Genomic DNA, 24,159 nt, shown 5'->3' with positions numbered 1-24,159 from the left:
GTAAAATTATATTTGAAGCAACCTTGGGTGTCTATACCGCACCGCAACATTTTTTCACGGCGCCGGGCTCAGCGCTGGCGCGCCTCGATCTGTTCCCACTTTTCCAGCGCTTCCAGCAATTCGACCTCGATCTGCTCGACGCGGGCGTTGACCCGCTTGGCCTCGGCCGCCTGTTTCTTGTAGAAATCCGGGTCCGACAGCTGCAGCGCCAGCGCGCTCTGCTCGTCCTCGAGCGCGGCGATCAGCTTGGGCAGCTCGTCGAGCTCGCGCTGCTCCTTGAAGCTGAGCTTTTTGGCCTTGGCGGCGGCCGGCGCCGCCATGGTCGAGACCGGCTCGGCGGCCTTGGCGGCCGGCTTGGCCTTGGGCGTGGGCGCCACCGTGTCGCGCACCCGCTCCCAGTCGCTGTAGCCGCCGACGAACTCGCGCCAGCGGCCCTCGCCCTCGGCCACGATGACCTGGGTGACGACGTTGTCGAGGAAGGTGCGGTCGTGGCTGACCAGGAACACGGTGCCGGTGTATTCCTCGAGCAACTCCTCCAATAACTCCAGGGTGTCGATGTCGAGGTCGTTGGTCGGTTCGTCCAGCACCAGGCAGTTGGCCGGCTTGGCGAACAGGCGCGCCAGCAGCAGGCGGTTGCGCTCGCCGCCGGAGAGCGACTTGACCGGCGAGCGGGCGCGCTCGGGCGAGAACAGGAAGTCGTTCAGATAGCTCATCGAGTGCTTGCGCTGGCCGTTGACCTCGACCCAGTCGCTGCCCGGCGAGATGGTCTCGATCAGGCTGGCCTCCTCGTTGAGCTGGGTGCGCATCTGGTCGAAGTACGCCACCTGCAGCTTGGTGCCCAGGCGCGCGCTGCCGCTATCGGGCGCCAGCTCGCCCAGGATCATCTTGAGCAGGGTGGTCTTGCCGGCGCCGTTGGCGCCGATCAGGCCGACCTTGTCGCCGCGCAGCACGGTGCCGGTGAAGTTGTCGACGATCACGCGCTCGCCGAAGCGCTTGCTGATGTTTTCCAGCTCGGCGACGATCTTGCCCGAGCGCTCGCTAGAACCGACCTCCAGCTTGACCTGGCCCTGCTGCTCGCGGCGCGCCGAGCGCTGCAGGCGCAGCGCCTCGAGGCGGCGCACGCGGCCCTCGTCGCGCACGCGGCGCGCCTTGACGCCCTTGCGTATCCACACCTCCTCCTGCGCCAGGAACTTGTCGAACTTGGCGTTCTCGACCTCCTCGTTCTCCAGCTGCTCGGCCTTGCGGGTCTGGTAGGTGGTGAAGTTGCCCGGGTATGACAGCAGGCGGCCGCGGTCGAGTTCGATGATGCGGGTGGCGACGTTGTCCAGGAAGGAACGGTCGTGGGTGATGAACAGCACGCTGCCCTTGAAGTCGCGCAGCAAGCCCTCGAGCCACAGGATGGAGCTGAAGTCGAGGTGGTTGGTCGGTTCGTCGAGCAGCAGCACGTCCGGCGCCGACACCAGCGCGCGCGCCAGCGCCACGCGCTTTTGCATCCCGCCCGAGAGCGTCTTCATCAGCATGTCGCCGGTCAGGTTCAGCTTGTCGAGCACGGTCTCGACCTTGTTCGACAGGTTCCACGCGTCGCCGGCGTCGAGCTTGACCTGGATGTCGTGCATGCGCTCCATGACGGCATCGTCGTTGCCCTGGCCGAACTGGCCGGTCAGCGCGTCGTATTCCTTGAGCAGCGCCGGCAGCTCGCCCATGCCGGCGGCGACCGCGTCGTGCACCGTCATCTCCGGATCGAACACCGGTTCCTGCTCGACATAGGCGATTTGCAGGTTTTGCTGCATCACCAGCAGGCCGTCGTCGAGCTTGAAGCGGCCCGAGATCACCTTCAGCAGCGACGACTTGCCGGTGCCGTTGCGGCCGATCAGGCCGACGCGCTCGCCGGCCTCCAAAGAAAATTCCGCGTGATCGAGCAGCGCGACGTGTCCGAACGCGAGTTGCGCCGAAGAAAGAGAGATGACAGCCATAGTGAGTAAGTGTGTTGGCGACGCGCCGCGGGCGGGCGCAACGTCGTTGAGATGGATGAAACGTGCATTGTACCGATAGTGGCGCTCCAGGTGCCAGATTCCTTTACTTAACTCCCCGATAATACTAATTGTAAAAAGGAAATTATAAGTGTAATATAGCAATTCCGGCGTATCGCGCCGCAATCCTCCCCACGAGCCCCCATGTCCAAACCAGGTCTATCCTCACTGCAAGCGCTGCGCGGACTCGCCGCGCTGGCGGTCGTCTTCCACCACGTGCTCAGAGCGGTGACCATCAAGCTGCCGGCCAGCTTCGGGCTGGCGCCCTCGCCGCTGCTGTCGCACCCCATCCTGGTCGACCTCGGCGCGATGGGCGTGGATGTGTTCTTCGTGCTGAGCGGGTTTTTGATGATTTACATCTCGCGCCCATACCAGCAAGGCATCAAGTCGACCGCCGATTTCCTGATCAACCGGCTGATCCGGGTGTGGCCGCTGTACGCCGTGGTGACCCTTGGCGTGTGCTGCCTGGCGTATTACACCAAGCCCGCCGGCGGCGCCGACTTCGACCTCACGCCGCTGCGCCTGTTGTCGGTGTTTTTCGTCCCGTCCTTTAACGAGATCGGCATTCTGCAGCCCATCCTCGGCGTCGGCTGGACGCTCAACTACGAAGTGTTCTTTTACCTGGTGTTCGCCGCCTCCATCCTGATACAAAGAAAACGTCTGCTGGCGTCGTCCGCCATGTTGGTGGCCGGTGGCTACGCGCTCGGCGCGCTGCTGCCGCCGGGCTCGGTCCTTCGCGCCTTCTTGTTTAACAGTGTGATCCTGGAGTTCCTGCTCGGCGCCGCGATCGCCACCGCCTACCTGAAAGGCAGCTTGGCTGCCAAGCATGCCTATCCCTGCCTGGTCGCCGGACTGATCGCGCTCGCGCTGGCGGCGCCAATCCCGGTGGACGACGGCTTCCGGCTGGTGACGCGCGGCGTGCCGGCGGCGCTGCTGTTTGCGTTTGTCTTATTATCGGAAAGCAAAGTCCGCTGGCCCCGCGCCCTGATCGCCTTGGGCGACGCCTCGTACTCCATCTACCTGGTGCATGTGCCGGTGCTGTACATGCTGGCGCCCAGGGTGATGGGCAAGCTGGCCAGGCTCGGCTATCCAACCATCGCCGCCGAGGGCGCGGCCCTCATCACGATCTCGGCGTGCGTGGCGGCCGGTTGGCTATGCCATGTCGTGCTCGAAAAACCGCTGACGCACCTGGTCAAGCATCTTTATCACCACGCGCGCGGCGGCGCCGCGACCGCCGCCGCCTAACCAACCGCGACGGCGCGGCGGCTCGCCTAGCGAGCACAGCTGTTGTGAAAAGATAAATCTAATTGTCAAGTATGAAATATTTGAATTATAATACGCGGTAGCCGGGCGCCCGCGCGGCGCCCCCTTACCCATTGACAACTCATGCCCGCTCCCGCCAGTCCCGCCCCCAAACAACACCTGCTCGGCATCGACGTGCTGCGCTTCGCCGCCGCCCTGATGGTGCTGTTTTTCCACTTCTGCTACCTCAATCCTAACGGCTTCATCGGCAACGCCACGCGGCAGACGCTCGACTTCTCCGAAACCAGCGCGTTCAGCCACTTCGGCTGGGTCGGCGTGCAGGTGTTCTTCGTGATTTCCGGTTTCGTGATCGCCTTCTCCGGCGAAAAAGCCACGCCGTTCGGGTTTTTCTCCAGCCGCGTGGTGCGCCTGGGACCGGGCGCGTGGATCTGCGCGCCGCTGACCCTGCTGGTGATGGTCGCGCTCGGCTTCTCCCAGGCCAAGGAACTGTATGCGGGCCTGCGCCACAGCATCGCCTTCATCCCTTGGGGCCCGTGGATCGACGGCTCCTACTGGACGCTGGGCATCGAGGTGGCGTTTTACGCGATGGTGCTGGGCATCATCTGCCTGGGCCGCTTTGCGCTGGTGCGCCCGCTGGCGATGGCGCTGGGCGCGGTCAGCGCGCTGTTCTGGCTGGCCGTGGCCGTGACCGACCCGGCGTCCGGACTCGGGCACAAACTGGCCACCGCGCGCGAATCGCGCCTGGTCGCCCTGCTGCTGGTGCAGCACGGCGTGTTCTTCGCGCTGGGCGTGTTCCTGTGGCTGGCGCTGGTCAAACGCCAGGCGCGCGTCAATCTGGGATGGATCGCCCTGCTGCTGGTCGCCGGCTGCGGCCAGATCGCCGCCGAAAACGCCCGCGTCAACGCCCAGTACGGCGCGCACTACAGCGCGCTGGCGCCGTGCGCCACCTGGCTGGCGGCGCTGGCGTTCATGGTGTGGTCGGTCCGGGCCAACAGCCTGTGGCATCGCTTGCCGGGCGCGGCGCGCGGCGCGATCCGCACCGCCGGCATGATGACGTACCCGCTGTATCTGGTGCACCAGATGGCCGGCGGCGCCATTCTGGCCACGCTGGTGCTGAACGGCTGGAACCGCTGGAGCGCCCTGGCCGCGACCATGGCGCTGGCGCTGGCCGCCAGCTGGGTGATCGCCCGCCATCTCGAACCGGTGCTGCAGCGCCTGACGAAACAAGCCTTGCCGCTGATCCGCGCCTACCTGCCCAGTGGCGCGCGCCCGGCCAGCTGAGCCAGGCGGACGGTGGGGCGCGGCGGCGGCCCGATTTCTATCGAACGCCGCCTTTCCGGAAAAATCGATATAGTTGTCGAACATAAAATATTTCCGTGAAAAAACCGGGCGTCGCGCGCGGCCCCGCCCCATACCGACCGCCCTCCATGACCGTCACCGCCAGTCCCGCCCCCAAACAACACCTGCTCGGCATCGACGTGCTGCGCTTCGCCGCCGCGCTCATGGTGCTGTTTTTCCACTTCTGCTACCTGATCACCGTGAGTCCGCACGGCTTCATCGGCAACGCCTCGCGGCAGGCGGTCACCTTTCCGGAGATGACCCCGTTCAGCCATTTCGGCTGGGTCGGCGTGCAAATATTCTTTGTGATCTCCGGCTTCGTGATCGCATTCTCCGGTGAAAAAGCCACGCCGTTCGGTTTTCTCTCCAGCCGCGTGGTGCGCCTGGGGCCGGGCGCGTGGATCTGCGCGCCGCTGACCTTGCTGGCGACGATCGCGGTCGGCTTCAGTCCGGCCGAGGAAATGTACCGGGGCCTGCGCCACAGCATGGCCTTCATCCCGTGGGGCCCGTGGATCGACGGCTCCTACTGGACGCTGGGCATCGAGGTGGCGTTCTACGCGACAGTGCTGGGCATCATCAGCCTGGGCCGCTTTCCGCTGGTGCGCCCGCTGGCGATGGTGCTGGGCGCGGTCAGCGCGCTGTTCTGGCTGGCCGTCACCGTGACCGACCCCGCGTCCGGTCTCGGCCTTAAACTGGCGGCCGCGCGCGGGTCGCGCCTGGTCGCCCTGCTGCTGGTGCACCACGGCATATTCTTCGCGCTCGGCGTATTCCTGTGGCTCGAGCTGGTCAAGCGCCCCGCCCGCGCCAACCAGATGTGGATAGGCGCACTGCTGGTCGCCGGCTGCGTGCAAATCGTCGCCGACAACGCCCACGGCAACGCCGAGTTCGGCGCGCACCACGGCGCGCTGGCGCCGTGCGCCACCTGGCTGCTGGCGATGGCGTTCATGGTGTGGTCGGTCAAGGCCAACGCGCACTGGCACCGTTTGCCCGGCGCGGCGCGCGCCGCGATCCGCACCGCCGGCATGATGACATTCCCGCTGTACCTGCTGCATCAGGTGGTCGGCGGCGCCATCCTGGGCGCGCTGGTGCTAGGCGGCTGGAACCGCTGGAACGCCCTGGCGGCGACCGTGGCGCTGGTGCTGGCGGCCAGCTGGCTGATCGCCAAGCATCTCGAACCGGCGCTGCAGCGCCTGACGAAACAAGCCTTGATGCTGATCCGCGCCTACCTGCCGGGCGACGTGCGCCGCGCCAGCTGAGCCGGGGCCATGGCGGCGTAGCGGCGGCGCTCGATTTCTATCGAACGCCGTCTTTTCGGAAAAATCGATATAGTTGTCTAACTTAAAATATTTCCGTAAAAGAAGCCGGGCGTCCCGCGCGGACCCGCTCCCACATCGACCGCCCCCATGACCGTTGCCGCCAATTCCGCCCCCAAACAACACCTGCTCGGCATCGACGTGCTGCGCTTCGCCGCCGCCCTCATGGTGCTGTTTTTCCATTTCTGCTACGTGATCAACGTCAGTCGTCACGGCTACATCGGCAATGCCTCGCAGCAGGCGGTCACCTTTCCGGAGATGACCCCGTTCAGCCATTTTGGCTGGGTTGGCGTGCAGATATTCTTCGTGATCTCCGGCTTCGTGATCGCCTTCTCCGGTGAAAAAGCGACGCCTTTCGGGTTTTTCGCCAGCCGCGTGGTGCGCCTGGGGCCGGGCGCGTGGATCTGCGCGCCGCTGAGCCTGCTGGTCACCATCGTCATCGGCTTCAGTCCGGCCGAGGAGATGTACCGGGGCTTTCGCCACAGCATGGCCTTCATTCCGTGGGGCCCGTGGATCGACCTCGCCTACTGGACGCTGGGCATCGAGATAGCGTTCTACGCGACGGTGCTCGGCATCATCTGCCTGGGCCGCTTCTCGCTGGTGCGTCCGCTGGCGATGGTGCTCGGCACGGTCAGCGCGCTGTTCTGGCTGGCCCTGGCCGTGGCCGACCCGGCGTCCGGCCTCGGCGTCAAACTGGCGGCCGCGCGCGATTCGCGCCTGGTCGCCCTGCTGCTGGTGCACCACGGCATATTCTTCGCGCTCGGTGTGTTCCTGTGGCTTGAGCTGGTCAAGCGCCCCGCGCGCGCCAACCTGCTGTGGATAGGTGCGTTGCTGATTGCCGGCTGCGTGCAGATCGTCGCCCACAACGGCATCGGCAACGCCGAATTCGGCGTGCACAACAGCGCGTTGGCGCCGTGCGTCACCTGGCTGGTGGCGATGGCGTTCATGGTGTGGTCGGTCAAGGCCAATGCACAATGGCATCGCTTGCCAGGCGCGGCGCGCGCCGCGATCCGCACCGCCGGCATGATGACGTTCCCGCTGTATCTGCTGCACCAGGTAGTCGGCGGCGCCATCATGGGCGCGCTGGTGCTGGGCGGCTGGAACCGCTGGCTCGCCTTGGCGACGTCGGTGGCGCTGGTGCTGGCGGCCAGCTGGCTGATCGCGCGGCACCTGGAGCCGGCGCTGCAGCGCGTGACGAAACAAGCCTTGTTGCTGATCCGCGCCTACCTGCCGGGCGGCGTGCGCCGGGCCAGCTGAGCGAGGCGGTGGGCGTTCGCTGGTTCGCGACCGCCCCTTCGATAGATTTATGCCAACACCATCCTCAACGGTATTTAAAGCACAGCCGCAGAAACACCAGGATGTCCCAGGTATAGCGGCGCAGCAGGCGGCGCGGCTCCAGGCTCAGGCGGTAGAGCCATTCCAGGCGCAGGCGCTGGAACAGGCGCGGCGCGCGCGGCTTGTCGCCGGCCCAGAAGTCGAACAGCGCGCCGACCCCCATGAAGATATTGGCCCGCAACGCGGCGCGGTGCTCGACGATCCAGCGCTCCTGGATCGGATTGCCCATCGCCACCAGCACCACTTGCGCGCCGCTGGCGTTGACGCGTTCGACCAGGCCGCCCTGGCGCATGCCGTCATAGCCGTCGCAGACGCCGACCACCTGCTGGCCCAGCACGGTGCGCACATGCTCGGCCGCGCGCGCCAGCACCTCGGGCTTGCCGCCGATCATGAACACCTTCAGCGGCACCGGGCTTTGGCGGAACAGGAAGGGCGTGAAATCGGTGCCGTTCAAGTTTTCGCGGAAGCGTTGGCCGTGCAGCAGCTTGGCCGCGATGTCGAGCCCGACGCCGTCGTTCACCAGCAGCAGCGCGGGATCGGCCGTGTGCGCCAACAGGAAGCGGCCCTTGACCACCAGGTTGGTGTTGGCGAAGAACAGCATAATTTGTTGCTTGGCATCGACCGCGTCCAACAGGCGGCGCGCCAGTTGCTGTTGCGTGGTGCTGATCACCGGGAACTGGGAGATTGAAATGATGTGCGGTTGGTCCATGATGGCGTGGGAAGCTGGGGCCGGATTCGGCCAACCCAGGCACTGTAGCGTGGAGTTTCCTCTTTGCCAAGGGTATTCTATAGCGCGCCACCCGGCCGGGACGCACGGGCGCCGCCGCTTGGGCTATAATGCGCTCGCTCCGCGTCCTCCCCGTAGCACAATGGATAGTGCACATGCCTCCTAAGCGTGGGATACTGGTTCGATTCCAGTCGGGGGGACCACCGGTCCCCGCCTCCGTGCCCCTGTCGGGGCCGACGCCGACCGGGCCAGCCCCGCCCGCCCCCGGCGGCGCGCACCACCGCAAAAACGTTAACCAAATGGAACTATTCACGCCGGGCAGGCCGCGCCGGCGCCGATATTTCAGCGTGAAAAATCGCGTTCGATTTTCTTTTGACAACCTTTTTGTGCAGCGCAGCGCTATACTAGCGACTTAGGATAAAGTCAACGCAGCATCGCCGCCCGCAACACAGCGTTTACTGCCCCCGTTCAATTTTGAAGGATTGCCAGCAATGACATTCGAACAAAAAAATTTGTCAGATATTTCAGTCGCCATTTTAGTACCTTGCTACAACGAAGCGACCACCGTGGCCAAGGTGGTCGCCGATTTCAAACTTGCCCTACCCCACGCGACGGTCTACGTCTACGACAACAATTCCAAGGATGACACCAGCGCCATCGCGCTGGCCGCTGGCGCCGTCGTCATGCACGAACCGCTGCAGGGCAAGGGCAACGTGGTGCGCCGCATGTTCTCCGACATCAGCGCCGACGTCTATGTGATGGTCGACGGCGACGACACCTACGACGCCTCGGTGGCGCCGGCGATGGTGCGCCGGCTGGTCGAGGGCCAGCTCGATTGCATCAACGCGGTGCGCCACTCGACCGCGCTGGAAGCCTACCGCCAGGGCCACGAGTTCGGCAACTGGATGCTCACCACCATCGTCGCCAAGCTGTTCGGCCGCGCCACGCGCGACATGTTGACCGGCTACCGGGTGTTCTCGCACAAGTTCGTCAAATCGTTCCCGGTGGTGTCCAAGGGCTTCGAGATCGAGACCGAGCTGACCGTGCACACGCTCGAGCTGCGCATGCGCAGCGAAGACTTCGACACCAACTACGGCGCCCGCCCGGAAGGCTCGGTCAGCAAGCTGAGCACCTACAAGGACGGCTTCAAGATCCTGTGGATGATCTTCAAGCTGATCAAGCTGGAGCGCCCGGCGCTGTTCTTCAACAGCTTCGGCGTCGTCGCCGTGCTGCTGGCGCTGGCGCTGTTCGTGCCGGTGCTGCGCGACTACCTGCACACCGGCCTGGTGCCGCGCCTGCCGACGGCGATCCTGTCGGCCTTCATCGTCATGCTCGGCATCCTGAGCGCCGTGTGCGGCCTGATCCTGACCTCGGTCACCCAGGGCCGGCGCGAGATCAAGCAGCTGTCCTTCCTGGCGACCCCGCGCTACCACACCCGACCGAAATAAGCCGATGCGCCTCGACACCGCCTTCCTCGTCAAGTTCCTCCAGTTCGGCTGCATCGGCGGTGTCGTCTTCCTGTTCGACGCCTCCTGTTTCTGGCTGCTGATCCGGCTGACCGGCTGGCCGACGCTGGCGCGCGTGATCAGCGTGGCGCTGGCCATCGCGTTGTCGTGGGCGCTGAACCGCTCGCTGACCTTCCGCGACCGCGCCGGCGGCGCCAGCTGGCGCGGGCTGTTCACGTTCGCGCTGTCGCAACTGCCGGGCGCCGGCATCAACGCGCTGGCCTCGATGCTGGCGTTCACCTCGTTGCCATTGACGCACAACAACGCCTGGCTGTCGGCCGGCGTTGGCGCCTGCGCCGGCCTGGTGGCCAACTTCATCATGGCAAACTTCTTTGTCTTCAACAAAAAAAGCCCGACGCGCTGAGACGATAGAACGATGAAAACTTTCAATTTTTACAAACTGATCACGTTTCTGGTCCTGCCGTTCCTGCTGAGCTGGCCGGCCTGGTTCAACGGCCAGCCGTTCCTGTTCCAGGACACCACCGCCTACATCAAGGGCGCCGCCAGCGCCGCCAACCTGCTGGTCGAGACCGAGACCGCGCGCAGCTGGCTCAACGCCGGCGCCGACGCCGCGCCGGCGCCCCACGCAGGCACCGCGCCCGCGCCGTCCGCCCAGCTGAGCAGCTCGCCCGACAAGAGCGGCGTGATCTCGGGCCGCTCGATCTACTACGGCATGTTCCTGCTGCTGACGGCCTGTCTGCTGGGTCTGAAGGGCGTGCCGCTGCTGCAGGCGCTGCTGGCCACCGCCATGATCGCCACGTTCCTGCGCCAGCGCTACACCATCGATTACCGCACCATCGCCGCCGTGCTGCTGGCGCTGGCCGTGGCCAGCCCGCTGCCCTACTTCAACAGCATGCTGATGCCGGACGTGTTCGCCGGGCTGGGCATCGCCGGCGTCGTCGCCCTGATCCTGATGCCGCGCGCGCCGCGCGCCATCCGCCTGTTCTGGGCGCTGGTCACGGTGGCGGCCGTGCTGTTCCACACCGCCAACATCATGATCATCCTGGCCACCGTGATCACGCTGGTCGCGTTGTCGCTGCTGCTCAACCGCGGCAAGCCGGTCAACTGGCGGGCGGTGCTGCTCGCGTTCGGACTGGTCGGCGTCGGCGTCGGCGGCGAGGCCGCCTTCAGCGCCGGCGTGCGCTACTTCACCGGCACCGCACCGATCCGTCCGCCGTTCATGACGGCCCGGCTGCTGGCCGACGGCCCCGGCAACACCTTCGTGCGGACCCAGTGCCCGCAGGCCGGTTTCGAGGTGTGCCGCTACGCGCGCGACTTCACGCGCGGCACGTCGGACGATTTCCTGTGGAGCGCCGACCCGCGCATCGGCGTGTTCACGCTGGCCACCAGGGCGTCCCGCACCCGCCTCGGGCAGGAGGACTTCGCGTTCGCCAAAGCCGTCTTCACCCACTACCCGCTGCCGGTGCTGGAAAATTCGGCGCGCAACATCGGCGCCCAGCTCGGCTATATCGGCCTGGAGGAATTCGTCTACGCGCCGGGCATGGTGCCGGCCTTCGCGCCGAAAATCCCGGCCGCCGAACAGACCACGCTGGAGCACACGCGCGCCGCCACGGGCAGCTTCAACGTCAGCTATTCGGCGCTGCTGATCCGCGTCACCAGCGTGGCGGCGCTGCTGGTGTGCCTGGCGGCGGTGGTGGTGCTGTTCAGGCGGCGCCGCTACGGCGAGCTGACGCTGGTGGCCATCATGCTGCTTAGCATGCTGATCAACGCCGGCGTGTGCGGCGCGCTGTCGACGCCGCACGACCGCTACCAGGGCCGCATCGTCTGGATCTTGCAGTTGATGGCGATGATCATCGTGGCGGTGCGCTACCACCGCGTCAAGTTGCCAGCCGGGCAAGCCGCGCCGGCGCCGGAAGCGGCCGCGCCACGGCCGTTGTCGGCGGCGGCCGGCTAACATCCTCGCGGCGGCCCCTCCGGGCCGCCCGCTCCCCCGGCCGCGCCCCGCGCGCCGGCGTCTTGTACCGTTCCGCGATGCTGTCAGACTATATACAGTTCCTGATAACAAATGACGTAGCCGCGCGACACTGTAAAATTATTCCGAAAGGAAATTTTACAAAAGCAACTTAATGCCCTATAATAAGTTTCATAAAAGCATAAATTGCTCACGGTCAGTTACAGCCTTCATCAATCCAGAGGACTGTACATGAGATTTAGCCCCACCCGACTGCGCGCCCTGCTCGCGTCAACCTGTATCGCCGGCGCCATGATGGCGTCGATTCCATTCACCGCCCAGGCCCAAAACGCCTACGATTCTCCCACCGGATGGGGGAGCTACAAGCGGCTGTTCTCGGTCGATTCGCCGTGGAACGCGCGTCCGGTCCGTCCCCATCTGGGCACGTTCGAGCTGCGCAAGCCGGTCTTCAACCCGACCTGGCTGCCGGCCGTCGACGACGGCCCGTATTCGCTCACGGTGTTCAAGGCCACGGCCAGCGACACGCCGATGACGGTCTATAACGTGGCCGACCCCGACTCGGCCAGCTACTCCCGCAACGTCACGCTGCCGCATTGGCCGGCCGGCGTGACCGGCGCCAGCGGCGCCGACGGCCACGCCGACATCGTCGACACGCAGACGGGCATCGTCCACTCGTTCTACCGGCTGCGCTGGGTGAACGGCAAGTGGACCGCCGGCATGTATTCGTGGACCCGCATCGACGGCCGCGGCTGGGGCGACGCCGTCCACTGGAGCCAGGGCGTGCGCTCGTCGGGCGTGCCGCCGTCGGGCGGTTTGATCCGCCGTCACGAGATCGACGACGGCGCCGAGTACTACAAGCACGCGCTGGCCATGGCGCTGCCGAGCCAGTCGCTGGCCAACGGCATCGACCAGCCCAGCTATGTGTTCCCGGCCACCACGGCCGACAGCACGGCCAACACCAACACCGGCCAGATCCCGCTGGGCACGCGCATGATGTTGCCGGCCTCGTTCGATCACACGACCATCGCCAGCCCGGCGCTGCGCAAGGTGGCCAACACGCTGCGCATGTACGGCGCGCTGGTGGTCGACCGCACCTATGACGTCGCGTTCGGCATCTATATCGAAAACGGCGCCAACTACACGCTCATGCCCAACGGCTGGGACCCGCGCGTGGTGGCCGACCTCGAGCGCATCCGCGCGGCGCTGCGCCCGGTGCTGTGGGGCGAGAGCTGGATCGATGGCGACGGCAACTCGTTCGACAACCTGGACAAGCCGGGCGTGCTGTCGATGCGCGGCGACTGGCAAAAGGTCGGCGGCGGCGGCAACGGCCCGGGCAGCTTCGACACCTGGCAGCAAGCCCTGGTGTTCCCGTACACCGAGAAAAAGCTCAGCCAGGTCAACTACAGCACCGGCGCCAGCCACGTCAGCTGGAGCGCGCTCAAGAGCGGCAACAAGATGCGCTTCGCGTCGGTGGCCAGCGGCGGCGCCACCATCCGCCTGCAGGTCACCGTCGGCGGCGCGCTGTACTTCGACAGCGGCTACCTCGGCGACGGCTCCTCGGCCACGTTCACCTGGCCGAACGCGTCGCTGGGCAAGGTCGTGGTGACCTTGCTGGCCGACAGCGGCGTCTGGACCGCCTCGAAAGTACGGGGCGTGCTCACCGCCAACTAAGGCGGGGACTTCGGCGCGGGCGGCACAACTTCGCCGCCCGCCCGCCGCGTGGCAATATTGGGTTTATGCTATGATCGGATCGCCTGGCCGGACAAGGCCGGGCGGGTCCCTCCCACTCATGGCGCCGACCGATGACCCAATCCTCTTCCACCTACCGTAGCGACATCGACGGCCTGCGCGGCATCGCGGTGTCGTGCGTGATCCTGTTCCACGCCGGCGTGCGCGGCTTTGGCGGCGGCTTCGTCGGCGTCGACATTTTCTTCGTCATCTCCGGTTACCTGATCTGCGGCATCATCGGGCGGGAAATCGCCGAGCAACGCTTCAGCTACGCCAAGTTCTATGCGCGCCGCGCGCGGCGCATCCTGCCGGCCTTGTTCGCGGTGCTGCTGGTGTGCTTCGCCACGGCCGCGCTGGTCATGACCGGCGCCGAAATGCAAGACTTCTCGAAAAGCGCGGTGGCCAACATCGGCGCCGTCTCCAACATTTATTTCTGGAAGAGCGCCAACTACTTCTCCTCCTCGGCCGAGCTCAAGCCGCTGATGATGACCTGGTCGCTCAGCGTCGAGGAACAGTTCTACCTGTTCTTCCCGCCGGTGCTGCTGCTGATCCGCCGCTACCGCTGGAACACCGGCGCGGCGCTGGCGGCGCTGACGACGGCCTCGCTGCTGGCCTCGGTCTGGATGACGTCGCGCAATCCGTCGACGGCGTTTTTCCTGCTGCCGTCGCGCGCCTGGGAGCTCGGCGTCGGCGCCCTGCTGGCCCACTACGACAGCCGCGCCGCGCTGGCGCGCCGGACGCCGCCGGCCTGGGTCACGCAGGCGCTCGGCGCCGCCGGGCTGCTGGCGGTGCTGGCCGCCGTCACGCTGTATGACGGCACCACCGCCTTCCCCGGCGTCGCCGCCGCGCTGCCGGTGCTCGGCGCGGCGATGCTGATCGCCGCCAATGGCAGCCTGGTCAACCGCGTCGTCCTTGGCAACAAGGCGCTGGTGTTCGTCGGCCTGGTGTCGTATTCCTGGTATCTGTGGCACTGGCCGATGCTCAGCTTTGCCAGGCTGGTGGCGGACCGCCCGCTCGGCGTGGGCACGGCGCTGATCCTGGTCGCGCTGGCGTTCGTGGCCGCCATCGCCTCGTGGCGGTGGATCGAGCGGCCGTTCCGCGCCAACAAGGCCGGCGACGCCGGCACGCTGTGGCGCTACGGCGCGGCCACGGCGGCCATGCTGGCCATCGGCGTCGGCCTGGTCGCCGGGCGCGGATGGCCGCAACGCCTGCCCGACGATTTCGTCGCCATCGAGCGTGGCGCGCCGATCCCCGGCGACATATGCCTGGTCGGTTACGGCCAGACGGCGCTCAACCTCGCGCCCGCGTGCGTGGCCGGCGCCGGACAGGGATCGCTGGCGCTGATCGGCGACAGCCACGCGGCCGCCATCGCCGGCGGCCTGCGCGCGCTGGCGTCGCGCTACGGGATCGGCTTCACCCAGCTGACCAAGGCCTCGTGCCCCACGCTGCAAGGCGTCACCCGCCGCATGCTCAATCAGCCGCTGCACGCGCGCGAGTGCGCCAGCTACAACCAGGCGGCGTTGGCCAGGGTGCGCGACGATCCCGCCATCAAAACCGTGGTGATGGCCGGCTACTGGTCGGCGCCGTTCGACCAGGAGGCGGCGGGCCAGCGCTTCGTGCTCGACGCGCGGCCGGACGCCGAGGTCACGCCGGAGCAAAGCCACCAATATCTGCGCCAGGGGCTGGCGGAGACGGTGGCCATGATGACGGCCGCCGGCAAGTCGGTGGTACTGCTCAAGGACGTGCCGATGTTTAACTTCGACCCGGTGCGCGCGGTCGCCGCCACGCTGATCCCGGCCCGCAAGGCCATGGCGACGACGCTGGGCATGCCACCATCGGGCGACGGCCACACCGTGGCCGACAGCCTGGTGATCAACAAGGCCGACCTGGCCAGCGCCTACATCGACGACATCGGCCGGCGCTATCCCGGCGTCACGCTGGTCGACCCGGCCGCCACGCTGTGCGCCGCCGGCCGCTGCAGCTACAGCGGCCGCGCTGATCTGTATTACATCGACTCGCAGCACCTGACCGTCGTCGGCGGCCGCGTGATGCTGAACCAGCCGGCCATCGTCACGCTGCTGGCAGGGCGGCACGACGCGCCGGCGCGGATGTCGTCGCGCTGACGCGCTACGGCACGATCGCCGTCACCTCGATCTCGACGCGGGCGCGGTCCTCGACCAGGCCCGCCACCTGCACCGCCGTCATCGCCGGATAGTGCGCGCCGATGACGTCGCGGTAGGCCGCGCCCACCTCCTTGTAGGCGGCGACGTACTCCTTGCGGTCGATCACGTACCACGTCATGCGCACGATGTGCTCGGGCCGGGCGTCCGCCTCGGCCAGCACGGCGACGACGTTTTCCAGCGCCTGGCGCACCTGCCCGGCGAAATCGTCGGTGTGGAACACGCCCTGTCCGTCCCAGCCGATCATGCCGCTGACGCAGACCGTGCGGCCGCTGGCGGCCACGCCGTTCGAATAGCCGCGCGGCCGGGCCCAATGCGGCGGTTGTAGTATCTCCATCATGCTTCCTTGCTCGTCAGGTCGCGCAGCAGCTCGCGCGCGATGATCAGTTGCTGCACTTCGGTCGCGCCCTCGTAGATGCGCAGCGCGCGGATCTCGCGGTACAGCCGCTCGACCGGCTGCTCGCTGACCACGCCAAGGCCGCCGAACATCTGCAGCGCGGCGTCGATCACCTGCTGCGCCGTTTCGGTGGCGGTCATCTTGGCCATCGCCGCCTCCTTGGTCACCTTTCTACCCTGGTCGCGCTGCCAGGCGGCGCGATAGGTCAGCAAGGCGGCGGCGTCGACGCCGGTCGCCATCTGCGCCAGCTTGGCCTGCGTCAGCTGGAAGTCCGACAGCATCTGGCCGAACATCGGCCGCCGCGTGGCGTGCGCCAGCGCCTCGTCCAGCGCGCGCCGCGCAAAGCCCAGCGCGGCGGCGGCGACCGAGGTGCGGAACACGTCGAGCGTGGCCATCGCCACCTTGAAGCCCTGTCCCGCCGCGCCGATCCGGTTGGCGGCAGGGATGCGGCAGCCGCTGAACGTCAGGCGCGCCAGCGGATGCGGCGCGATCACCTGGATGCGCTCGGCGATGTCGAAGCCCGGCGTACCGGCATCGACGATGAAGGCGCTGATGCCGCGCGCGCCGGGCTGCTCGCCGGTGCGGGCGAACACCACGTAAAAGTCGGCGATGCCACCGTTGGAGATCCAGGTTTTTTCGCCGTCGAGCACATAATGGCCGCCGTCCTGGTCCGGCACCGCCGCGCACTGCATGGCGGCGACGTCGGAACCGGCCTGCGGTTCCGACAGCGCGAAGGCGGCGATGGCCTCGCCGCGCGCCACGCGCGGCAGGTAGGCGTCGCGCTGCGCGGCGCTGCCGTGCAAACTGATGGCGCCCGCGCCCAGCCCCTGCATGGCGAAGGCGAAATCGGCCAGGCCGTCGTGACGCGCCAGCGTCTCGCGGATCAGGCAGATGGCGCGGGTGTCGATGGCGTCGCCCTCGCCGCCGTGCGCCACGCCGGCCACCGCGTGCCGCAGCCAGCCGCCCTCGCCCAGCTGGCGCACCAGCCGGCGGCAGGCATCGTCGACGTCGGCGCCGTGATGCTGCCCGATGTGGCGCGCCGCCCATTCGTCCAGCCGCTGCTCCAGCGCCGCGTGGCGCGTTTCAAAGAACGGCCACTCCAGATAGGTTTTATCGGTCATCCCTTAATCGCCCTCGAATTCTGGTTTTTGCCTGGCCACGAAGGCGTGGTAAGCGCGGTGGAAATCGTTGGTCGCCATGCATATCGCCTGCGCCTGCGCCTCCGCCTCGATGGCCTGGTCGACGCCCATGTTCCACTCCTGCTGCAGCATGTTCTTGGTCATGCCGTGCGCGAAGGTCGGGCCGTCGGCCAACCCCTGCGCGAAGGCGCGGGCGGCGTCCGCCAATTCCTCCGGCGCGCGCAGGCTGTTGAAAAATCCCCAGCGCTCCGCCTCGACGCCGGACATCGAACGGCCCGTGTACAACAGTTCGGCGGCGCGGCCCTGGCCGATCACGCGCGGCAGCAGCGCGCAGGCGCCCATGTCGCAGCCGGCCAGGCCCACGCGGGTGAACAGGAACGCGGTTTTGCTGCGCTCCGTGCCGAGGCGGATGTCGGACGCCAGCGCCAGCATCGCGCCGGCGCCGGCACAGATGCCGTCGACCGCCGCCACGATAGGCTGCGGACAGGCGCGCATCGCCTTGACCAGATCGCCGGTCATGCGCGTGAAGGCCAGCAGGCCTGGCATATCGAGCTTGGTCAGCGGGCCGATGATGTCGTGCACGTCGCCGCCGGAACAGAAGTTTTCGCCGGCGCCGGTGATCACCACGGCCTTGATGTCGTCGGCGTGCGCCAGCGCGCGGAACAGGTCGCGCAGCTCGGCGTAGGAGTCGAAGGTCAGCGGATTTTTTCGGTCCGGGCGGTTCAAGGTCAGCGTGGCCACGCCGCCGTCGGCCTCGAACAGAAAATGGTTGGCCCGGTAGCCCGCCAGCGTGACGCGGTTGCCGGACAGCTTGTGGGCTTCGCCAGGAAGATAGCGCATGGTGTGGTCCTTATTTTTCGTCGGCGTTGCGCTCGGCCGAACGATCGGCCGAATACAGGTGTTGCTTCATCTGCGACAGCAGGTCGATCAAGCGGCCCTTGTCGGCGCCGGGCATGTCCTGCAGCAGTTCGGCGATCCAGCCCTCGTGCACCACGGCCATCTCGGCGAAGGCGCGGCGCCCGGACGCCGTCAGCTTGACGCTGTAGGCGCGGCCGTCCTTGGGATCGGGCACGCGCACCACCAGCTTTTCCTGTTCCAGCTGGTCGGTGATGCCGGTGATGTTGCCGCCGGTGACCATCATCCGTTTCGACAGCTCGCCCATGCGCAGGCCCTGCGGATAGCGCTCCAGCTGCGCCATCAGGTCGAAGCGCGGCAGCGTGATGCCGAAGGTCGCGCGCAGGCGGCTTCGGATCTCGTTTTCGATCTTGACGGTGCACGACAGCATGCGCAGCCACAGCTTGAGCGACTGGTGATGGTCTTGCGTGAGGCGGCTGGCCAGGTCGAGCACCGGCGCCTCGCCGGCCGCCGCTTCGTCCGGGTTGTCGTCGTTTCGATCGTTGTCTGATATGGGCATAACGTCCTTGTGCTTCACATGACTTCACCGCCGGCGACGGCGATGGACTGTCCATTCATGGCGGCCGATTCGGCCAGGCAAAGCCAGACGACGGCGTTGGCCACCTCCTCGCTTTGCACCAGCCGCTTTTGCGGATTGCCGGCGGCCAGTTCGGCGCGGGCCTCTTCCTCGCCACGGCCGGTCTTGGCGACGATATTGGCGACGGCGTCGCGCACGATATCGGTGTCAGTATAGCCGGGACAGACGGCGTTGACGGTTACGCCTTTCGTCGCCACTTCCAGCGCCAGCGCGCGCGTCAGCCCGACCACGCCGTGTTTGGCGGCGGTGTAGGCGGTGGCGTAGCGGTAGCCGGTCAAGCCGGCGGTCGAGGCGACGTTGACGATGCGTCCCCACTTCGCCTCCAGCATGGCCGGCAGCGCCGCCTGGGCGCAGTGGAAGGTGCCGGTCAGGTTCACGTCCAGCATGCGTTGCCACAGCGCGGCATCGGTTTTGCCGAACGGCGCGGCGGCGGCCTGGCCGGCGTTGTTGATCAGGATATCGATGCGGCCGAAGCGTTCGGCGGAGGCGGCGAAACCGGCGCGCACCGAGTCCTCGTCGGCGACGTCGAGCACCTGGGTGGCGATTTCGGCGCCGGGCGGGCACGCGGTGGACATGGATGCCTGGGCGGCGGCCAATGCCTGGGCGTCGCGCCCGGCCAGGGTGACGCGGGCGCCGCGCAGCAGCAAGGCCTGCGCGCAGGCGGCGCCGATGCCGCGTGCGCCGCCGGTGACCAGGGCATGTTTGCCGGACAGGGGCATGTGTTGTGATATCAGTGCTTGGTTCATTCGTTCAACCCTTTAAATATGATAAAACACGTAGGGCGGATTAGGCGGAACGCCGTAATCCGCCATGCATGCGCCGCCGATCACGCATGCATTGGCGGATTACGCTGCGCTAATCCGCCCTACGTGTTTCAACGTTGTTCTCAACGTTGTTCTCCGCCGCCGACTGGCGCTCGCGCTCCATGTTGCGCTCCAGCTGCTGCTTGGCCGGCAGGTACTGTTTCGGCCAGTTGACCGCCGTGTAGCCCAGCTTTGCCGCCTCGCCCAAGGTCCACGCCGGATTGGCCAGGTGCGGCCGGCCCACCGCGCACAAGTCGGCCCGTCCCGCCGCGATGATGCCGTTTGCATGGTCCGCCTCGAAGATCGAGCCCACCGCGATCGCGCCGATGCCGGCTTCGTTGCGAACCCGGTCCGCGAACGGCGTCTGGAACATGCGCCCGTACACCGGCCTTTCCAGCTTGCTGACCTGCCCCGACGAGCAATCGATCATGTCGGCGCCGGCGGCCTTGAACAGCCGCGCGATCCGCACCGCGTCGCCCGGCGTGATGCCGCCTTCGACCCAGTCGTGCGCGGAGATGCGCACGCTCATCGGCTTGTGCGCCGGCCACGCGGCGCGCATCGCGGCGAACACCCGCAGCGGATAGCGGCAACGGTTTTCCAGGCTGCCGCCGTACTCGTCGCCACGCTCGTTGGTCAGCGGCGAGATGAACGACGACAGCAGATAGCCGTGCGCGCAGTGCAGCTCCACCCAGTCGAAGCCCGCCTGGTCCGCCGCCCGCGTGGCGCGCACGAAATCGCCCTCGATGCGGTCCATGTCGGCCAGGGTCATCGCCCGCGCGGTCTGCGAAACGCCGGCCAGGTACTGCTGCGGCGAGGCCGAGACCAGCGGCCAGTTGCCCGTGTCGAGCGGCTGGTCGATGCCCTCCCACATCACGCGGGTCGAACCCTTGGCGCCGGCGTGCCCCAGCTGCACGGCGATGTGCGCGTCGCTGTGCCGGTGGACGAAGTCGACGATGCGCCGCCAGGCCTGCGTTTGCTCGGGCGTGTACAGGCCCGGACATGCCGGCGTGATGCGGGCGTCGGCCGATACGCAGGTCATCTCGGCGAACACCATCGCCGCGCCGCCCATCGCGCGCGCGCCGAGGTGGGCCAGGTGGTAGTCGCCGACGACGCCGTCGAGGGCGCTGTATTGTGCCATCGGCGAGACCACGATGCGGTTTTTCAGCACCAGATCCCGCACCTTGAACGGCGTGAACATCGGCGGCACGCTGGCGGACGGCCTCGGGTCCGGCGCGGGCAGGCCCGCCCGCTCGAAGGCGCGCGCCGCGAACCAGTCCTCATACGCGGCCACGTAGGCGGCGTCGCGCAGGCGCAGGTTCTCGTGCGACAGGCGCTGGCTGCGCGTCAGCATCGAGTAGGCGAATTGCGGCGCCTCCATCGCGGAATAGCGCTCGACGTTCTCGAACCACTCCATCGAGTTGCGCGCCGCGCTTTGCAGCTTGGCCACCTCCACCGCGCGCGCGGCCTGGTAGGCTGCCAGCGCAGCCTCGGCGTCGTCGTGCCGGCCGAAGCAGCGCGCCAGCTCGATCGCGTCCTCCAGCGCCAGCTTGGTGCCCGAGCCGATCGAATAGTGCGCCGAGTGGGCGGCGTCGCCCATCAGCACCACCGGCACCCGCTTGCCGCCGGACTCGTTCCAGTGCACCCACTGGTCGCAGACGATGCGCGGGAACTTGATCCACATGTTCGCCCCTTGCAGGTGGGGCGAATTCGACATCAGGCCATGGCCGTCGAGCCGCTCGGCGAACAGCTGCTCGCAATACGCGATCGCCCGGTTCTGGCTCATGTCCTCCAGGCCGGCCGCGCGCCACACCGATTCCGGCGTCTCGACGATGAAGGTCGAGGTCTCGCCGTCGTACTGGTAGATATGCGCCTGGAACCAGCCGTGCGCGGTCTGCTTGAACGCGAAGGTGAAGGCGTCGAACTTCTTGCGCGTGCCCAGCCAGACGAAGCGGCACTGGCGCGCCTCGATGTGCGGTTGATAGCTGTCCGCATAGCGCGTGCGCGTGCGGCTGTTGAGGCCATCGGAGGCGATCACCAGGTCGGCGTCGTAGCGCGCGGCGAGCTCGCGGTCGTCGCCCACCTCGGTCTCGAACAGCAGCGACACGCCCAGCTCCTCGCAGCGCTGCTGCAGGATATTGAGCAGGCGCTTGCGGCCGATGCCGCAAAAACCGTGGCCGCCGGAGGTGATCTTGGCGCCCTTGAAGAACACGTCGATGTCGTCCCAGTGATTGAACGATTGCAGGATCTCGCGCGCGGTCGGCTCGTCGGCCTTCATCAGATTGTCCAAGGTCTGGTCGGAAAACACCACGCCCCAGCCGAAGGTGTCGTAGGGGCGGTTGCGCTCGACCACGGTGATGCAGTGCGCGGGATTGTGCTTCTTCATCAGAAGACTGAAATACAGGCCGGCGGGGCCGCCGCCTATGCAAACGATGTTCATGGGTTTTCCGTGCGCAGTTTAAAGCGTTGCAGCTTGCCCGTTTCGGTGCGCGGCAGCGCCTTGAGGAATCGGATCGAACGAGGATACTTGTAAGGCGCGATCTGCTGCTTGACGAAGTCCTGCAGCTGCGCCGCCAGTTGCGGCGACGGCGCGACCTCCGGCTTGAGCACCACATGCGCTTCGACGATCTGGCCGCGCTCCTCGTCGGCGCGGCCGATCACGCCGCATTCGGCGACGGCGGGATGGCGCAGCAACGCGTCCTCCACTTCCGGCCCGGCGATGTTGTAGCCGGCCGAGATGATCATGTCGTCGGTGCGCGAGCGGTAATAAAAATAGCCGTCGGCGTCCATCTCGTAGGCGTCGCCGGTCAGGTTCCAGCCGTCGAGCACATAATCGCGCTGGCGCGCGTCGGCCAGATAGCGGCAGCCGGTCGGGCCTTTGACGGCGAGCCGGCCGATCACGCCCGGGCCGACCGGTTTGCCGTCTTGACCGAGGATGCAGGCCTGGTAGCCGGGCACCGGCTTGCCGGTGGCGCCGGCGCGCACCTGGTCGCCCGCCGCCGAGATGAAGATGTGCAGCAGTTCGGTCGCGCCTATGCCGTCTATCATTTCCAGCCCGGTCGCGCGGCGCCAGGCCTCGCGCGTCGCTGGCGGCAGCGCCTCGCCGGCCGAGACGCTGGCGAGCAGGCTGGCCAGATCGCAGTCGCCGGCCATCTGCGCCATCTGCCGGTAAAACGTCGGCGCCGTGAAGCACACCGTGGCGCGGTATTTTTCGATCGCCTTGAGCAGCGTCTCGGGCGTGAGTTTTTCCAGCAGCACCGCCGCCGCGCCCACGCGCAGCGGGAACAGCAGCAGGCCGCCGAGGCCGAAGGTGAACGCCAGCGGCGGCGTGCCGATGAACACGTCGCTGGGCCGCGAGCGCAGCACCGAGCGCGGAAAGCAGTCGCAGATCGCCAGCACGTCGCGATGGAAATGCATGGTCCCCTTGGGGATGCCGGTGGTGCCGGACGTGAAGCTGATCAGGCACACATCGTCGGCCGCCGTGTCGACCGCCTCGAAGCGGGCCGGCTGCGCGGCCATCATCGCCTCAAGCTGGCAGCTCTCGCCGCCGAACCACAGCGTGTTGGCGCGCACCGCCGGCGGCAGCGGCGGATCGACCGCTTCCAGCTCGGCGCGCAGCGATTCGGCGCACAGCACCGCGTTGATCTGGGATTTGCCGGCGATGGCGGAAAGCTCGCGCGCGCGCAGCAGCGGCATGGTCGGCACGGCGATGCAGCCGGCCTTGATCACCGCCAGGATGCAGGCGGCCATCATCGGGTTGTTGGCCCCGCGCAGCAGCACGCGGTTGCCGGCTTCGAGCCCCATCGGGCCGCGCAGCACGTGGGCGATGCGGTCCACCCGCTCGCGCAGGGCTGCGTAGCTCCAGCTTGCGTGCTCGCCGAGGATCGCGGTCCGTCCATCGACATCGGCGGCGCCGTCCAGCAACTCGGCCACGCAGTTCAGGCGCGGCGGGTATTGCAGCTCGGGCAGGTCGAAGCGCAACTCGGGCCACAGCTCGGGCGGCGGCAGGTGATCGCGCGCGAAATGGTCGGTGTGGGCGCTGGCTGGCGCGATGCTGGCAGAACTGTCGGTAGGTCTGGTCATGGTCGCCCTGATGTGCAATGTCAGAGATACTTTAAACCTAAACTATCGCAACATCAAGTTCAAAATCCAGAGCTAAATCAATACGGAGGTCAGCCCGGGGAGGCTTTGCGCAGCAATTCGGCCTGCTGGTCGACGGCGCGCAGCACGTCCGCCAGCACCGCCTGCACCGCCTCGTTGGACAGTTGGCCCGACGCCAGCGCCTTGAGCGCGGCGGCGGCGCCGTCCAGCCCCAATGTCACGCAGCCCGCGTGCAAACGGTCGATGCGCGCCTGCGCGTCCTGCTGCCCGCCCCTGGCCAGCAGCGTTTCGAGGTCGCCGGCGGCGGCGGCCAGCTGGTTGTGAAAACCGCTCAGATAGACCAGCAGCCGTTCGGCGTTGATGCCGAGACGTTGCAGCGTCAGCGCGGGGTCCTCGGCCTGGTGTCCGGACCCGCAGGCCGCCTGGTCGAGGAAAGCCGCCAGATGAACGCGCACCTGCTCCGCCTGGAACGGTTTGACGATGTAGCCGGCGGCGCCGGCCTGGGTGGCCTGCTCCACGGTGTCCTTGTCGGTGGCCGACGTCACCAGCACGAACGGCATGCCACCCAGCTCGGCATGCCCTTTCACGCGCTGCAACAGCTCCATGCCGGACAGGTTGGGCATGCGCAGGTCGCAGAAGCAGATAGCAGGCCGCAAGCCCTCCTGCAGCTGCCGCCACGCGTCGGCGCCATCCTCGGCTTCCACGATATCGAACTTGCCGCAGCTGTCGATCAAATGCATCAACACCATGCGCGAGACGACATCGTCGTCGACTACCAGAACTTTCATGTAACTCCCTGTGCCTTCACCAACGACCATATGTAAGTTCAGTGTGCACTTGTGGTGATCTTACCTTAAACACCGTACAAATCCTATGCC

General features: G+C 67.1%; 19 protein-coding genes and 1 tRNA gene. 10 read left to right on the top strand and 10 right to left on the bottom strand.

Going from position 1 to position 24,159, the window contains the following annotated elements:
• Positions 1-68 precede the first annotated feature (68 nt).
• Entirely contained in the window at positions 69-1,973 is a 1,905-nt protein-coding gene (locus JOD97_RS29945) for an ATP-binding cassette domain-containing protein (protein ID WP_209726458.1), read from the bottom strand.
• A gap of 201 nt (positions 1,974-2,174) precedes the next feature.
• On the opposite strand from JOD97_RS29945, the gene JOD97_RS29940 reads away from it, so the two are divergent.
• From JOD97_RS29940 to JOD97_RS29925, 4 genes are all read left to right on the top strand, one after another.
• The gene (locus JOD97_RS29940; RefSeq protein WP_209726457.1) at positions 2,175-3,275 is read left to right on the top strand and encodes an acyltransferase; all 1,101 of its coding nucleotides are present in this window, start codon (positions 2,175-2,177) and stop codon (positions 3,273-3,275) included.
• Between the two features lie 141 nt (positions 3,276-3,416).
• A complete protein-coding gene (locus JOD97_RS29935) occupies positions 3,417-4,574 on the top strand; it encodes an acyltransferase (RefSeq protein ID WP_209726456.1) in 1,158 nt (385 codons plus the stop codon).
• A gap of 146 nt (positions 4,575-4,720) precedes the next feature.
• The gene (locus JOD97_RS29930) at positions 4,721-5,887 is read left to right on the top strand and encodes an acyltransferase (RefSeq protein WP_209726455.1); all 1,167 of its coding nucleotides are present in this window, start codon (positions 4,721-4,723) and stop codon (positions 5,885-5,887) included.
• A gap of 147 nt (positions 5,888-6,034) precedes the next feature.
• Positions 6,035-7,201 (top strand): acyltransferase, encoded by a 1,167-nt coding sequence (locus JOD97_RS29925; RefSeq protein WP_209726454.1) that lies wholly within the window; start codon positions 6,035-6,037, stop codon positions 7,199-7,201.
• 64 nt (positions 7,202-7,265) lie between these two features.
• On the opposite strand, the gene JOD97_RS29920 is transcribed toward JOD97_RS29925, so the two are convergent.
• Entirely contained in the window at positions 7,266-7,988 is a 723-nt protein-coding gene (locus tag JOD97_RS29920) for a WecB/TagA/CpsF family glycosyltransferase (protein WP_209726453.1), read from the bottom strand.
• A 146-nt stretch (positions 7,989-8,134) separates the two neighbouring features.
• Between JOD97_RS29920 and JOD97_RS29915 the strand changes: the two genes are divergently transcribed.
• The 6 genes from JOD97_RS29915 (at position 8,135) to JOD97_RS29890 (ending at position 15,295) form a co-directional block, all read left to right on the top strand.
• A tRNA-Arg gene (locus JOD97_RS29915) sits at positions 8,135-8,209 on the top strand.
• 309 nt (positions 8,210-8,518) lie between these two features.
• Positions 8,519-9,454: a glycosyltransferase family 2 protein gene (locus JOD97_RS29910; protein WP_308937260.1), complete on the top strand. Its 936-nt coding sequence runs from the start codon at positions 8,519-8,521 to the stop codon at positions 9,452-9,454.
• A gap of 4 nt (positions 9,455-9,458) precedes the next feature.
• The gene (locus JOD97_RS29905; RefSeq protein WP_209726451.1) at positions 9,459-9,875 is read left to right on the top strand and encodes a GtrA family protein; all 417 of its coding nucleotides are present in this window, start codon (positions 9,459-9,461) and stop codon (positions 9,873-9,875) included.
• A 12-nt stretch (positions 9,876-9,887) separates the two neighbouring features.
• Positions 9,888-11,426, top strand: a complete 1,539-nt coding sequence (locus tag JOD97_RS29900) for a hypothetical protein (RefSeq protein WP_209726450.1) — start codon at positions 9,888-9,890, stop codon at positions 11,424-11,426.
• 249 nt (positions 11,427-11,675) lie between these two features.
• Positions 11,676-13,115 carry an Atrophin-1 multi-domain protein gene (locus tag JOD97_RS29895; protein ID WP_209726449.1) on the top strand — a complete coding sequence of 480 codons (1,440 nt, stop codon included), beginning with the start codon at positions 11,676-11,678 and terminating at the stop codon, positions 13,113-13,115.
• A gap of 131 nt (positions 13,116-13,246) precedes the next feature.
• Positions 13,247-15,295 (top strand): acyltransferase family protein, encoded by a 2,049-nt coding sequence (locus tag JOD97_RS29890; RefSeq protein WP_209726448.1) that lies wholly within the window; start codon positions 13,247-13,249, stop codon positions 15,293-15,295.
• Positions 15,296-15,299: 4 nt separating this feature from the next.
• On the opposite strand, the gene JOD97_RS29885 is transcribed toward JOD97_RS29890, so the two are convergent.
• The 8 genes from JOD97_RS29885 to JOD97_RS29850 all read right to left on the bottom strand — a co-directional run bounded on the left by JOD97_RS29885 (position 15,300) and on the right by JOD97_RS29850 (position 24,069).
• Positions 15,300-15,689 (bottom strand): RidA family protein, encoded by a 390-nt coding sequence (locus tag JOD97_RS29885; protein ID WP_209726447.1) that lies wholly within the window; start codon positions 15,687-15,689, stop codon positions 15,300-15,302.
• Positions 15,689-16,870 carry an acyl-CoA dehydrogenase family protein gene (locus JOD97_RS29880; protein WP_209726446.1) on the bottom strand — a complete coding sequence of 394 codons (1,182 nt, stop codon included), beginning with the start codon at positions 16,868-16,870 and terminating at the stop codon, positions 15,689-15,691. Before JOD97_RS29880 ends, JOD97_RS29885 begins: the two co-directional genes overlap by 1 nt.
• 3 nt (positions 16,871-16,873) lie before the next feature.
• Positions 16,874-17,728, bottom strand: a complete 855-nt coding sequence (locus tag JOD97_RS29875; RefSeq protein ID WP_209726445.1) for an enoyl-CoA hydratase family protein — start codon at positions 17,726-17,728, stop codon at positions 16,874-16,876.
• A gap of 10 nt (positions 17,729-17,738) precedes the next feature.
• Positions 17,739-18,302: a MarR family winged helix-turn-helix transcriptional regulator gene (locus JOD97_RS29870; RefSeq protein ID WP_209726444.1), complete on the bottom strand. Its 564-nt coding sequence runs from the start codon at positions 18,300-18,302 to the stop codon at positions 17,739-17,741.
• A 14-nt stretch (positions 18,303-18,316) separates the two neighbouring features.
• On the bottom strand, positions 18,317-19,126 hold the full coding sequence (locus JOD97_RS29865; protein WP_209726443.1) for an SDR family NAD(P)-dependent oxidoreductase: 810 nt from the start codon (positions 19,124-19,126) through the stop codon (positions 18,317-18,319).
• A gap of 109 nt (positions 19,127-19,235) precedes the next feature.
• Positions 19,236-21,620, bottom strand: a complete 2,385-nt coding sequence (locus JOD97_RS29860) for a bifunctional salicylyl-CoA 5-hydroxylase/oxidoreductase (RefSeq protein ID WP_209726442.1) — start codon at positions 21,618-21,620, stop codon at positions 19,236-19,238.
• Positions 21,617-23,263 carry an AMP-binding protein gene (locus JOD97_RS29855; RefSeq protein ID WP_209726441.1) on the bottom strand — a complete coding sequence of 549 codons (1,647 nt, stop codon included), beginning with the start codon at positions 23,261-23,263 and terminating at the stop codon, positions 21,617-21,619. The genes JOD97_RS29860 and JOD97_RS29855 overlap by 4 nt, the downstream gene beginning before the upstream one ends.
• 89 nt (positions 23,264-23,352) lie before the next feature.
• Positions 23,353-24,069, bottom strand: coding sequence for a response regulator (locus tag JOD97_RS29850; protein WP_209726440.1), 717 nt, complete (start codon positions 24,067-24,069; stop codon positions 23,353-23,355).
• Positions 24,070-24,159 lie beyond the last annotated feature (90 nt).

The sequence above is a fragment of the Duganella sp. 1411 genome, assembly GCF_017833525.1.
In the GTDB taxonomy this organism is placed as follows: Bacteria; Pseudomonadota; Gammaproteobacteria; order Burkholderiales; family Burkholderiaceae_D; genus Rugamonas.
This window is presented reverse-complemented; position numbering and strand designations above follow the sequence as displayed.